The 12743-nt window shown below is 62.5% G+C and carries 9 protein-coding genes; 6 read left to right on the forward strand and 3 right to left on the reverse strand.

The window, feature by feature from the left end:
• Positions 1 to 119 precede the first annotated feature (119 nt).
• Genes GTP69_RS24530 through GTP69_RS24540 form a run of 3 tightly spaced genes read left to right on the forward strand, consistent with a single transcriptional unit; the run spans position 120 to position 5019 of the window.
• On the forward strand, positions 120 to 4136 hold the full coding sequence (locus tag GTP69_RS24530; RefSeq protein WP_161057333.1) for a DUF3683 domain-containing protein: 4017 nt from the start codon (positions 120 to 122) through the stop codon (positions 4134 to 4136).
• Positions 4136 to 4567 carry an HIT family protein gene (locus tag GTP69_RS24535; protein ID WP_161057334.1) on the forward strand — a complete coding sequence of 144 codons (432 nt, stop codon included), beginning with the start codon at positions 4136 to 4138 and terminating at the stop codon, positions 4565 to 4567. Before GTP69_RS24530 ends, GTP69_RS24535 begins: the two co-directional genes overlap by 1 nt.
• Positions 4564 to 5019: a gamma-butyrobetaine hydroxylase family protein gene (locus GTP69_RS24540; RefSeq protein WP_161057335.1), complete on the forward strand. Its 456-nt coding sequence runs from the start codon at positions 4564 to 4566 to the stop codon at positions 5017 to 5019. The genes GTP69_RS24535 and GTP69_RS24540 overlap by 4 nt, the downstream gene beginning before the upstream one ends.
• A gap of 3 nt (positions 5020 to 5022) precedes the next feature.
• Here the strand turns inward: GTP69_RS24540 and GTP69_RS24545 are convergent, their stop codons facing one another.
• From GTP69_RS24545 to GTP69_RS24555, 3 genes are all read right to left on the reverse strand, one after another.
• Positions 5023 to 5313 carry a hypothetical protein gene (locus GTP69_RS24545; RefSeq protein ID WP_161057336.1) on the reverse strand — a complete coding sequence of 97 codons (291 nt, stop codon included), beginning with the start codon at positions 5311 to 5313 and terminating at the stop codon, positions 5023 to 5025.
• A 414-nt stretch (positions 5314 to 5727) separates the two neighbouring features.
• Positions 5728 to 6633 (reverse strand): sulfonate ABC transporter substrate-binding protein, encoded by a 906-nt coding sequence (locus GTP69_RS24550; RefSeq protein WP_371868104.1) that lies wholly within the window; start codon positions 6631 to 6633, stop codon positions 5728 to 5730.
• Between the two features lie 8 nt (positions 6634 to 6641).
• A complete protein-coding gene (locus GTP69_RS24555) occupies positions 6642 to 7694 on the reverse strand; it encodes a LacI family DNA-binding transcriptional regulator (protein ID WP_161057338.1) in 1053 nt (350 codons plus the stop codon).
• 210 nt (positions 7695 to 7904) lie between these two features.
• Here GTP69_RS24555 and GTP69_RS24560 point away from each other — a divergent pair, with 210 nt between their 5' ends.
• Genes GTP69_RS24560 through GTP69_RS24570 form a run of 3 tightly spaced genes read left to right on the forward strand, consistent with a single transcriptional unit; the run spans position 7905 to position 12699 of the window.
• Positions 7905 to 10139, forward strand: coding sequence for a TonB-dependent receptor (locus GTP69_RS24560; protein ID WP_161057339.1), 2235 nt, complete (start codon positions 7905 to 7907; stop codon positions 10137 to 10139).
• A complete protein-coding gene (locus GTP69_RS24565) occupies positions 10139 to 11404 on the forward strand; it encodes an LLM class flavin-dependent oxidoreductase (protein WP_161057340.1) in 1266 nt (421 codons plus the stop codon). Before GTP69_RS24560 ends, GTP69_RS24565 begins: the two co-directional genes overlap by 1 nt.
• A gap of 8 nt (positions 11405 to 11412) precedes the next feature.
• Entirely contained in the window at positions 11413 to 12699 is a 1287-nt protein-coding gene (locus GTP69_RS24570; RefSeq protein ID WP_161057341.1) for an alpha/beta hydrolase family protein, read from the forward strand.
• The last annotated feature ends 44 nt before the right edge of the window (positions 12700 to 12743 follow it).

Consider the following 12743-nt stretch of genomic DNA (forward strand, 5'->3'; position numbering starts at 1 on the left):
TTTTTGGTCGCCTGCAGAGTCCCTCGGTGGTCTAAGGCTGTTCCCGCGTGGTGCGCCGCAATAGGCTAGAATGGTCCTCCCGGTTGCTGTTTACGAGTCACATCGATCCAAATCGCATAATGAACGCCCCTGCACAAATCCAAGCTTTGCTGGCGGAGACGCCCCACGGTCCAGAGGCTAGCCGCCTCCGGGAAATTCCTTATAACTACACGTCGTTTTCCGATCGCGAGATTGTCATCCGGCTGCTGGGCGAGGAATCTTGGTCGCTGCTGGATGCGCTGCGCGGCGCGCGCCAGACCGGCCGCTCGGCACGCATGCTGTACGAGGTGCTGGGCGATATCTGGGCGGTGCGCCGCAATCCATATCTGCAAGACGATATGCTGGATAACCCGAAGCGCCGCCAGGAACTGATCGATGCGCTGCATCACCGCCTGGCCGAAGTGGACAAGCGCCGCCTGACGATAGACGACAGCGAAGCCCAGACCGACGAAGCCGCGCGCCTGCGCAGCGCCAACGTCGCCAGGCTGCTGCGCGCAGCCGGCAAGGCGGTTGCCGATTTCGGCGAAGAATTCAAGCAAGTCTACGATCTGCGCAAGCGCACCTATAAGGTGCTGGGCCGCTACACTGTCAAGCACAACATCTGCTTCGACGGCATGAAGCGCATCAGCCACGTGACCGACGCGACCGACTGGCGCGTCGAGTATCCGTTCGTAGTGCTGACGCCGGACACCGAGGAAGAAATGGCCGGCCTGGTCAAAGGCTGTATCGAACTGGGGCTGACCATCATCCCGCGCGGCGGCGGCACCGGCTACACCGGCGGCGCGATTCCGCTGACGCCGATGTCGGCCGTCATCAACACCGAGAAGCTGCTCAACATCGGCGCGGTGGAAATGAAAGTGCTGCCGGGCCTGGACAAAGAGTACGCCACCATCTACACCGGCGCCGGCGTCATCACCAATAAAGTCTCCGAAGCGGCCGAGAAGGCCGGCTTCGTGTTCGCGGTCGATCCGACCTCGGCCCACGCGTCCACCATCGGCGGCAATATCGCCATGAACGCGGGCGGCAAGAAGGCTGTGCTGTGGGGCACGGCGCTGGACAACCTGGCATCGTGGCGCATGGTCGATCCGAATGGCGACTGGCTGGAAGTCACGCGCCTGGACCACAACCTGTCCAAGATTCACGACACGCCGCTGGCCCGCTTCCAGCTGGAGTGGACCCATCCGACCGCGCGCGGCGAAGCCAAAGGCGCGCCGTTCAAGACCGAGATCCTGGAAATCAAAGGCAGCGTGTTCCGCAAGGAAGGCCTGGGCAAGGACGTTACCGACAAATTCCTGGCCGGCCTGCCGGGCATCCAGAAAGAGGGCTGCGACGGCCTGATCACGTCGGGGCGCTGGATCCTGCACAAGATGCCGAAGTTCGCGCGCACCGTCTGCCTGGAGTTCTTCGGCCAGGCGCGCGACGCGATTCCGTCGATCGTCGAAATCAAGGATTACCTGGATGGCCTGCCGGCCAAAGGCGCGGAGTTCGCCACGTTGCGCCTGGCTGGCCTGGAGCACCTGGACGAGCGCTACCTGCGCGCAGTCGGCTACGCCACCAAATCGAAACGCGGCGTGCTGCCGAAGATGGCGCTGTTCGGCGACATCGTCGGCGATGACGAAAACGCCGTGGCGTTGGCCGCGTCGGAAGTGGTGCGCCTGGCCAACACCCGCGTGGGTGAAGGCTTTGTCGCCGTCAGCCCGGAATCGCGCAAGAAGTTCTGGCTGGACCGCGCCCGTACCGCCGCCATCGCCAAGCACACCAACGCCTTCAAGATCAACGAAGACGTGGTGATTCCGCTCAACCGCATGGGCGAGTACACCGACGGCATCGAGCGCATCAACATCGAGCTGTCGATCAAGAACAAGCTGCAACTGGTGGACGAGCTGCAAGCCTTCTTCGCCGCCGGCAATCTGCCGATTGGCAAGAGCGACGATGCCGACGACAGCGTCGGCGACGCCGAAATGTTGGGCGACCGTCAGCAGCAGGCGCAAGCGCTGCTGGCGCAAGTGCATGGACGCTGGACCTATCTGCTGGCCGAGCTGGACAAGCCGCTGGTGACGATCACCGCCGAGCTGGCCGCCCACGGCATGGACCGTCTGCTGCCGGTATTCGAAGAACGCCTGAAAACGCAGCCGGACGCCACGTTGTTTGACGTGGTGCAGGACCGCACCATCCGCGTCACGTGGAAGCAGGAAATCCGCGCGCAGCTGCGCCAGATTTTCAATGGCGCCGCCTACAAGCTGATCCTCGACGAAGCCACCGCCATCCACAAGCGTGTGCTGCGCGGCCGCGTGTTCGTGGCGCTGCACATGCACGCCGGTGACGGCAATGTGCACACCAACTTGCCGGTCAACTCGGATCATTACGAGATGCTGCAACTGGCGCACCAGGCCGTGGCGCGCATCATGACCTTGGCCCGTTCGCTGAACGGCGTCATCTCGGGCGAGCACGGCATCGGCATCACCAAGCTGGAGTTCCTGAACGAAGAGGAAATCGCGCCGTTCCGCGACTACAAACTGCGCGTCGATCCGGAAGGCCGCTTCAACAAGGGCAAGCTGCTGAACCTGGAAGGCATGGAAGCCGACCTGTCCAATGCTTACACGCCGTCGTTCGGCCTGATGGGCCACGAATCGCTGATCATGCAGCAGAGCGATATCGGCGCGATTGCCAACAGCGTCAAGGACTGCCTGCGCTGCGGCAAGTGCAAGCCGGTGTGCTCGACCCACGTCCCGCGCGCCAACCTGCTGTACTCGCCGCGCGACAAGATCCTGGCGACCTCGTCGCTGATCGAAGCCTTCCTGTACGAAGAGCAGACCCGCCGCGGCATTTCGATCAAGCACTGGGAAGAATTTGAAGACGTGGCGGATCACTGCACCGTCTGCCATAAATGCGTGACGCCATGTCCGGTCGACATCGACTTCGGTGACGTGTCGATGAATATGCGCAACCTGCTGCGCAAGATGGACAAGAAAACCTTCAATCCCGGCAAGGCAGCGGCGATGTTCTACCTGAACGCCACCGATCCGGCCACCATCAACGCCACCCGCGCGGCGATGATCGGCATCGGTTACAAGGCGCAGCGCCTGGGCAATGACTTGCTGAAGAAATTCGCCAAGAAGCAGACCAAGGCGCCGCCGCCGACCGTTGGCAAGCCGAAGGTGCGCGAGCAGGTGATCCACTTCATCAACAAGAAGATGCCGGGTAACCTGCCGAAGAAAACCGCGCGTGCGCTGCTGGACATTGAGGACGACAAGGTGATCCCGATCATCCGCAATCCGAAGGCGACCAATGCCGATACGGAAGCGGTGTTCTACTTCCCGGGCTGCGGTTCGGAACGTCTGTTCTCGCAAGTGGGCCTGGCAACCCAGGCCATGCTGTGGGAAGTCGGCGTGCAGACCGTGCTACCACCGGGCTATCTGTGCTGCGGCTATCCGCAACGCGGCTCGGGCCAGTACGACAAGGCCGACAAGATGATGACCGATAACCGCGTGCTGTTCCATCGCATGGCGAATACGCTCAACTATCTGGACATCAAGACCGTGCTGGTGTCGTGCGGCACCTGCTACGACCAGCTGGCGACCTATGAGTTTGACAAGATCTTCCCTGGCTGCCGCATCATGGACATCCACGAATATCTGAACGAGAAGGGTGTCAAGCTGGAAGGCGTGACCGGTACGCGCTATATGTACCACGAGCCATGCCACACGCCGATGAAGCTGCAGGAAGCGACCAAGACCGTCAATTCGCTGATCCAGACGCATGACAACGTCAAGATCGAGAAGAACGACCGCTGCTGCGGCGACTCGGGCACGCTGATGGTGGCGCGTCCGGACATCTCGACGCAGGTGCGTTTCCGCAAGGAAGAGGAAGTCATCAAGGGCGCCGACAAGCTGCGCGCTGACGGCTTCGACGGCGAAGTCAAGATCCTGACCAGCTGCCCGGCCTGCCTGGGCGGCGTGTCGCGCTACAGCGAAGACGCCGGCACCACCGCCGACTACATCGTGGTGGAGATCGCCAAGCATCTGCTGGGCGAGAACTGGATGGCGGAGTACGTGAAACGCGCCAACGACGGTGGCATTGAGCGGGTGCTGGTGTAATGGCCTGCGATCTGTGCAACCTGTTGGCTGCTCCAGGGGCAGCGTTGATCTGGAGCGACGACCGCGTGTCGGTGGTCGCGGTGGATGAGCCTGAGTATCCGGGCTTTACGCGCGTGGTGTGGAATGCCCACGTCAAGGAAATGACCGATCTGCCGGTGGACGACCGCGTGCACATCATGAATGTGGTGTGGGCGGTGGAATCGGCGCAGCGGCAGGTTTTTGCGCCGGAAAAAATTAATCTGGCCAGTTTTGGTAATATGACGCCGCACGTGCATTGGCACGTTATCCCGCGTTACCGCGACGATGCGCATTTCCCCAACCCGACCTGGGCTGTGGCAGAGCGTGCTTCGTCGGCGGAGGTGTTGGCGGCGCGTCGCGCGCTGTTGCCGGCATTGCACGCGGCCATCGTCGAGAAAGTGAAAGCATCATGAGCAAACCTATCCCTACCGGCCTGACGGTCCACAACAAATCCCGCGTGCTGGATATTGATTTTGACGATGGCAAATCGTTTGCGATTCCGTTCGAGCTGCTGCGCGTGTATTCGCCGTCGGCCGAGGTGATGGGACATGGTCCAGGCCAGGAAGTGCTGCAAATCGGCAAGCGCGAAGTGAACATCGCCGGCATCGAGCCGGTAGGCAACTACGCGGTGCAGCCGACTTTCTCGGATGGCCACAACACCGGCATCTTCACCTGGGAATACCTATACAAGCTGGGCAACGAGAAGGCCGCCTTGTGGGACGCCTACATGGACCGCCTGCATGCGTCCGGCTTCGAAGGCGACAGCGGCCGCGAAACCGGCCTGTCCCTGACCGGCCCATCTTCGAGCGCAGCGAAAAGCAGCGGCGGCGGTTGCGGCAGCGGCAGTTGCGGTTGCAAGTCCTGATCCTTACGGCGTGACCTGATCACGCATCACATATAGCACACGGGCTCGTGCCCAAGGCGATAGCTGGCGCAGGCCGTTGATACTGAATGTCAACGGCTTGTTTGCATCTGGCGGCATTGGGCTGTACTTTATTTCTGGCATCGTTGGATCGTTTTTATATGTCTCCTTACGCCTCTGCATTTCTATCCTTCTGCGTATGATGGTTTCGTGTAGCTCATCTAATTCAAGCTTGCTTGCGGGGTCTAACGGCGGTATTTCAATGTCATCAGGGATGTCCACGCCACAAAGTTTCATAGCTGTTCTCCATTAGTTCGAAGGGTGTCACCAGCTCGGGTAATGAGTATCCGGCTTCGTAGACAAGGAGTCTAAGCAGACTGAGCTGAGCTGCATTAGCAATATTTTTACAGTCCCATGTGAGCAAAATTTCGCATTGATGAAATGCTGCGCAGGCAATGTGTGAGGCAGCCCAACCGGCGTTGGCTTTTAGACCTCCGCCGCTTATTCATAGTTCCGTGGTGCTTATCGCAGTGGGTGTGCCACCAGAGTTGGGTTAGCTGTTGGCAGGCGCGGGTGATGGGATTGGGGCTCGGCGGGTCTGTCAGGTGACAGATGATTGATGTTTCGAGATAGATGGTTTGCATGATGCCCTCGCTGGCTGAGCTGTCAGCGTAGACGGCTCAGCGGGCGGGGCTTTTAGATGGATCAAACTTACTTCGGCTGCCAGGTCCAGACGCGGCTGGCGATGTTGACCGCTTTGGGGATCAGCTTCTGCTGGTAGAACAGGTCGGCCACGCGCTGCTGGCTGGCGACGATGTCCGGCGTTACCGGCGTCGCGCCGAAGCGGGAGCGGCCCATCCACGTCGCTACGATATCGGCCGGCACGCCGGTCTGCTGCGTTAGCAGGGTGCTGACTTCCTTCTGGTGCTCGCTCGCCCATTTACCCGTTGCCTTGACCTGCTCCAGCAAGGCCGACACCAGTTGCGGCGACTGCTCGGCAAATTTGCGTGAGGCCAGATAGAAGCCATTGGCCAGCGGCAGCCCGGTGTAGTCGGCCAGCACGCGCGCCTGGTAGGCCTTTTGCGCCGACGCCAGATACGGGTCCCACACCACCCACGCATCAATCCCGCCACTGACAAACGCCGCCCGCGCATCGGATGGCGACAGGAAGATCGGCGTGATGTCGCTGATCTTCAAGCCCGCCTTCTGCAATGCGGAGGCCAGCAGGAAGTGCGAACCGGAGCCCTTCTGGAACGCCACGCGCTTGCCCTTTAGCTGCGCCACGGTGCGCAGCGTCGACTCCTTCGGCACGATGATCGCCTCGCTGTTGACCGGCGCCGGCTCCGCCCCCACATACAGCAGATCGACGCCGCCCGCCTGCGCAAAGATCGGCGGCGGCGCGCCGGTGCTGCCGAAATCGATGCTGCCGGCATTCAGCGCCTCCAGCATCTGCGGCCCTGCCGGAAACTCGATCCACTTGATCGTGTGGCCGGGCAGCGCTGCACCTTGCGTCTTCATCATGCTGAGTAAACCGGCGCTTTTCTGAAAGCCGATCTTGATTTCCGCAGCCTGCGCTAACAGGGGAAGGGCCAGCAACAAGCAAATCCATTTCTTCATCATTTTCCTTATGCGCTCTCGCGCTCTATCAATTCGCAGGCCAGCAGATTCAGACGCGAATCCTGGGCTGAGGAGGGCAGCACGCCCAGTTGTTCAAGGATGCGCAGCGCGGCGATCTCGCCAATCTCGCGCCCCGGTGGACGGATGGTGGTCAGGCTAGGCAGCAGCAGCGGCGAGAAAGCGTAATCGCCAAAGCCGACAATCGCGCACTGCTGCGGAATCTTCAACCCCGCGCGCTGCCCGGCCAGCAAAGCACCCGCCGCCAGGTTATCGTTGGCGAAGATGATGGCCTCGACTGGCCGTGCGCGGCGTGCCGGCGAAATCACCAGCGCCTCAATGGCCTGCTTGCCGGCGTCAAACGGCGCCTCCGCCTTTGGCGCATAGATGATCGGCTCCAGCCCATGCTCGCGCATCACCGCCGCATAGCCGTCGCTGCGGTCCACCGCGCTCAAGTCGCCGGCAAGGCTGTTCTGTACAAAGGCGATGCGGCGATAGCCTTTGCCATACAAATAGCGCGCCGCCTGTTCGCCCACCACGTTGTTGGAGTAGCCGACCTGGATCGGCTTGCGGCGCGGCTGGTAGTCCCACGTCTCCACCACTGGAATGCCGGCCGTGGTCAGCAGCTTCTCGGTGGCGCGGTTGTGAAAGCGTCCCACCACCGCTAGTGCGGCCGGATTCCAGCCGAGGAAAGCACGTACTGCGCTCTCTTCCTGTTTGGCCGAGAAGTAGCTGGAGGCCAGCAGCAACTGGTAGCCGTGGCGGTTCAGCGTATCGCTGAAGGTCTGGATGGTGTTGGCGAAAATCGGCCCGGAGATATTCGGGATCACCATGCCGACGATGCGCGCGCGCGACGACGCCAGCCCACCCGCCGCCAGGTTCGGCACGTAGCCCAGTTCCTTCACCGCCGCCGCAATGCGCGCGCTGCGCTCGGCCGCCACGCGTCCCGGTTCGCTGAAATAACGCGACACCGTAATCGATCCCACTTTCGCCAGCCGGGCCACATCGTGAATGGTGGCGCGGCCCGATCCCCGGCGTTTTCGTGGTGCTGTTGGTTCGCTCATTGATGCATATTCCGAAAAGACATATCGATGATTTTTTTAATTCTTTGACTTCAAACCGGCTCGCCGCGACACTAAAAAAAGGGTACCGGTACCACTGAATTGTAGCGAAGCACCTGTCGCACACTAAGCTGGTTCTTCACCGATCAAAGCAGGTTTTCCGAATAAGACACAAGCGGCGCAAGGCGCGCTTTCAAATCAAGGGATCACAGCATGAAGAGCAATAAGAAAATTTTTGGCGCGCTGACCATCGGCGCTTTGCTGGTCGCGACGGCGTATGCAGGCGCCGAGGAGACCGATCCAGCGCCGCTCAAGGGCCGCGACGACAGCGCCTCCGTGCCCAGCGTGACAGTCAGCGCCACGCGCCGCAACGCCTCGCTGCAATCGGTGCCGGTGGCCGTTACCGTGCTGGATGGCGATGTGCTCAACAACGCCAATCGCACCAGCATCGACACCATCGTCCAGGAAGTGCCGAGCGTGACGTTCCGCCAGCAGGGCGGCAATAAGGATTCCACCATCTTCGTGCGTGGTATCGGTACCATCTCGACGTCGCCGGGCGTCGAGCCGACCGTATCCACCGTGATCGATGGCGTGGTGTATGCGCGTCCCGGTCAGGCCACGCTGGACCTGCTGGACATCGAGCACATTGAAATCCTGCGCGGCCCGCAAGGCACGCTGTTCGGCAAGAACGCTTCGTCCGGCGTGCTGAATGTGATCGGCCGCAAATCGACGCAGGAGACCACCGGCTTTGTCGACGCTTCCTGGTACGAAGGCAATGAGAAGCGCGTTCGTGCCGGCGTTTCCGGCGCCATCCAGCCGGGCTTAGTCAGCGCCTCGGTCACCGGCCTGTATGCGGACTATGACGGCAACATCAACAACGTCCACGCCGGCGGCGGCAAGCTGAATGGCTACGACCGCAAAGGCGTGCGCGCCCGCGTCGACATCACGCCGACCAAGGATCTGGATATCGCGCTGATCGCCGACTACCTGCGTTCGACTTCCTCGCCGACCTTCACCGCCTACAAATCGACGGCGGCCGCTTTCAACGCCGGCATCGCGCCGGTGGTGGCCGGCATCGAGAACCGCCAGGTCAACACCGACATCCCGAGCGATATCCGCGACAAGAACAAAGGCCTGTCGGCGCAAGTGGACTACCGCTTCAACGGCTACACGCTGACCTCCATCACAGCGGTGCGCGACTGGGACAACACCCAGTACACCAGCACTTCGGCGATCGGCAATGCAGCCGAAGTGGCGCGCATCACGGCGGCTTTCCCGGCCACGCGCGACATCGGTACGGTGGAATTCAAACAGGCGTCGCAAGAGCTGCGCCTCGCTTCGCCGAAAGAGCAGTTTGCCGAATACGTGGTCGGCGCCTACTACCTGCATGGCAAGGACCGCGAGGTGTATCAGCGCATCGTCAACAACGGCACGGCGATCAACTCGGGCCGCGCGGATTACGGCGTGAAGAACGACAGCTACTCGCTGTTCGGCGAGAGCACGCTGAACTTTGCCTCCGACTGGCGCGCCATCGTCGGCGCCCGCTGGACCCGCGACGACCTGTCCTACGATCACGCGCGCACCTCGACCCAAACCGTGGCCTTCGCCGGCGTGCAGCCGGCCACGCAAAGCACCGGCTCCACCAGCAAGGATGGCTACTCGGGCCGCGTCGGTCTGCAATACGACATCGCCCGCGACATCAATACCTATGCGACCTACTCGCGCGGCTACAAGGGACCGGCCTACAACGTCTTCTTCAATATGCTGAGCCGCGATACGCTGGCGCTGAAACCGGAAACCTCGGATTCGTTTGAGCTGGGCCTGAAAGCCAGCGCCTTCGACCGCAAGCTGACCGCCAACATCGCTGTCTTCGACACCAAGTATTCCAACTATCAGGCCAACTTCTACGACACCGTGGCCGGCGCCGTCGTCACGCGGTTGATCAATGCGGGCGATGTCTCGACCAAGGGAGTGGAGCTGGACCTGAACGCGCGTCCCACCCGTGAACTGACTCTGACCCAGTCGCTGGCCTACACCGATGCCAAGATCGACAGCTTCAATTGCCCGGCCGCAGCCGCCGCGTCGTGCAACCTGAATGGCCAGCCGTTGCCGTTCTCGCCGAAGTGGAAGTCCTTCACCCGCGCCAATTACGCGCTGCCTTTGCAGAATGGCTTCATCGTCGACTTCTCGGCGGACTACACGTACCAGGCCAAGACGCAGTACGACTTGTTCCAGTCGGCCGATGCGATCCAGGGCGCGTATGGCGTGGTCAACGCCGGCATCGCGCTGTCGTCGCCGGTGGGTGGCTGGCGCATCGCGCTGGTGGGCAAGAACCTGGCCAACAAATCGTATGCCACCAACCTGGTCACCTCGACCGGCTACGTTACCCGCGCCGTTCCGCGTGACGATGAGCGCTACTTCGGCATCACCGCCCGCAAGGAGTTCTGATGGCTAAGCAGTTGAGTATCGCCGCGTTCATGATGCGTTATGGCCACCACGTCGCGGCGTGGCGGCATCCGGATACCGACCTGGCGTCCAATCCGTTCAAGGTGTTTCGCGAGCAGGTGCGCAGCGCGGAACGGGCCTGCCTGGATGCGGTGTTCTTCGCCGACAGCGTGGCGCTGACGGGCGCGCCGTCGCTGGAGCCTTTGACGCTGCTGTCGGCGCTGGCCGCATCGACCGAGAACATCGGCTTGATCGGCACCGCCACCACCACCTACAACGAGCCGTACACGGTGGCGCGCCAGTTTGCGTCGCTGGACCTGCTGTCGGATGGCCGCGCGGGCTGGAACCTTGTCACGTCGGACAACGCGGCGGAAGCGGCCAACTTTGGCCGCGACCAGCACGTGGCGCATGCTGACCGCTATGCGCGGGCGCGGGAATTTCATCAAGTTGTCACAGGACTGTGGAATAGTTGGGGCCCCGGTGCGTTCGTCAACGACAAAGGCGGTACGCTGCCTTACGATCCGGCCAAACTGCATACGCTGAATCATCGCGGCGAACATTTCGCCGTGGCGGGACCGCTGAACGTGGCGCCCAGTCCGCAGGGACGTCCGGTGGTGGTGCAGGCCGGCGGCTCGGAGACCGGACGCGATTTGGCGGCGGGGACGGCTGAAGTGGTGTTCACCGCGCAGCCCACGCTGGCCAAGGCGCAGGCGTTCTACCGCGATATCAAGGACCGCGTGATCGCCAAGGGCCGCAGTCCGGATGCGGTCAAGGTCATGCCGGGATTGTTTGCGGTGGTCGGCCGCACGCAGGAAGAGGCGGATGCCAAGTTCGCGCAATTGCAGTCGCTGATCGAGCCGAAGGCCGGCCTGGCGCTGCTGGGACGGATGATCGGCAATTTCGATTTGTCCGGCTACCCGCTGGATGGTCCGCTGCCGGAGCTGCCGCAGACGCAGGACGGCCAGCGCAGCCGCCAGCAGTTGCTGACCGATTTGGCGCAGGGCGAGAACCTGACCATACGCCAGCTGTATGAGCGCATTGCCGGCGGCCGCGGTCACTTCACCGTGGTCGGCACGCCGGAGCTGGTGGCGGACCGCATGCAGGAATGGTTTGAGCAGAGCGCGGCCGACGGCTTTAACTTCATGGCGCCGGCGCTGCCGGGTGGGTTAGATGATTTTCTGGAGCTGGTGATTCCTGAGTTGCAGCGGCGCGGCTTGTTCCGCACGTCGTACGCAGGCAGCACCTTGCGTTCGCATTTGGGTTTATAGGAGCAGGCATGAAAGCAGTAAGCAGGATGTTGGTGTTGGCGGTCGCTTTGGCGGCGGCGCAGGTCGGCGCGCAGGAATACTACGGCGATTTCCGTCCCGATGCGCCGGAGCTGGCGGCACGCGGTCCGTTGCAAGTGGGCGTGCGCACGCTGGTGGCGGAACACAAGGACCAACTCGATATCCTGCATGCGACGGCCGGGCAGCCGAATCCGCGCTATAGCCGCAAGCTGACGCTGGAGGTGTGGTATCCGGCGCGGCTGGCGGCCGGACAGAAGGAGCACACCGTCTACACCGATGTGCTGGGCGCCGGCGCCAATGATCCTAAGCGTCCGAATACGCCGTTCCAGTTCAACGGCCGCGCCGCGCGCGATGCTGCGCCAGCCGCAGGGCAGGGCGGGCGCTACCCGCTGGTGATCATCTCGCACGGCTATCCCGGCTCACGGCTGCAAATGAGCTACCTGACGGAAAACCTGGCGTCGAAAGGCTACGTCGTCGTTGCCATCGACCACCTTGAATCCACGCGCGCCGACAAGGCCGGCTTTCCCAGCACGCTGCTGAACCGCCGCCTGGACGATTTGTTCGTGCTGGACACCGTCGCCGCCTGGGCCAAACCGGGCAGCGGCAACTTCCTGGCCGGCGTGGTGGACGCCGACAACACCGCCTTGATCGGCTACTCGATGGGCGGCTACGGTGCGCTCAATGCGGTCGGCGCCGGCATCAGCGCGTCGGCGGTGGCGTACGTCCCCGGCGGCAGCCTGGCCATCAACCAGCAGGGCAACCAGCAATATGAAGCCCAACGCGATGCGCGCATCAAGGCCGTGGTGGCGTTCGCGCCATGGGGCGCCGCCAACCAGGTGTGGGACGCAGCGGGGCTGGCCGGCGTGCGCACGCCGACGCTGTTCATCAGCGGCGACCAGGACGACGTGGCCGGCTACAAGGACGGCGTGCTCAAACTGTTCGAGGGCACGGTCCACGCCGACCGCTACCTGCTGACCTACGTCGGCGGCCGCCACAACTCGGCGCCGAATCCGCCGTCGCCGGCCGCATGGAGCAATTTCGACGACTTCATGGCCTATTCCGAGCCGGTGTGGGACAGCCGCCGCATCAACAACATCAACCAGCACTTCGTCACGGCCTTCCTCGGCATCCAGCTGAAACAGCAGCCGTTCCAATCCTACCTCGACCTGCCGCCGTTGCAGGCCGACGGCACCGCCAAACCCGATCCGGGCCTGTGGAAGGGCTTCGCCAAACGTACCGCGCTGGGCCTGGAGTGGCGCCATCTGCCGGCGCAATAGCCCAGTTGTCAGCTTGGCCATGTTCTTAAGGCGCCTGTAAGGCT

Origin of the sequence: Duganella levis (assembly GCF_009857605.1) — a bacterium.
GTDB classification, from domain to species: Bacteria; Pseudomonadota; Gammaproteobacteria; order Burkholderiales; family Burkholderiaceae_D; genus Rugamonas; species Rugamonas levis.

Coding starts and splice junctions, on each gene's coding strand:
- GTP69_RS24530 (WP_161057333.1), top strand. CDS start 120: ATGAACGCCCCTGCACAAATCCAAGCTTTGCTGGCGGAGACGCCCCAC.
- GTP69_RS24535 (WP_161057334.1), top strand. CDS start 4,136: ATGGCCTGCGATCTGTGCAACCTGTTGGCTGCTCCAGGGGCAGCGTTG.
- GTP69_RS24540 (WP_161057335.1), top strand. CDS start 4,564: ATGAGCAAACCTATCCCTACCGGCCTGACGGTCCACAACAAATCCCGC.
- GTP69_RS24545 (WP_161057336.1), bottom strand. CDS start 5,313: ATGAAACTTTGTGGCGTGGACATCCCTGATGACATTGAAATACCGCCG.
- GTP69_RS24550 (WP_371868104.1), bottom strand. CDS start 6,633: ATGAAGAAATGGATTTGCTTGTTGCTGGCCCTTCCCCTGTTAGCGCAG.
- GTP69_RS24555 (WP_161057338.1), bottom strand. CDS start 7,694: ATGAGCGAACCAACAGCACCACGAAAACGCCGGGGATCGGGCCGCGCC.
- GTP69_RS24560 (WP_161057339.1), top strand. CDS start 7,905: ATGAAGAGCAATAAGAAAATTTTTGGCGCGCTGACCATCGGCGCTTTG.
- GTP69_RS24565 (WP_161057340.1), top strand. CDS start 10,139: ATGGCTAAGCAGTTGAGTATCGCCGCGTTCATGATGCGTTATGGCCAC.
- GTP69_RS24570 (WP_161057341.1), top strand. CDS start 11,413: ATGAAAGCAGTAAGCAGGATGTTGGTGTTGGCGGTCGCTTTGGCGGCG.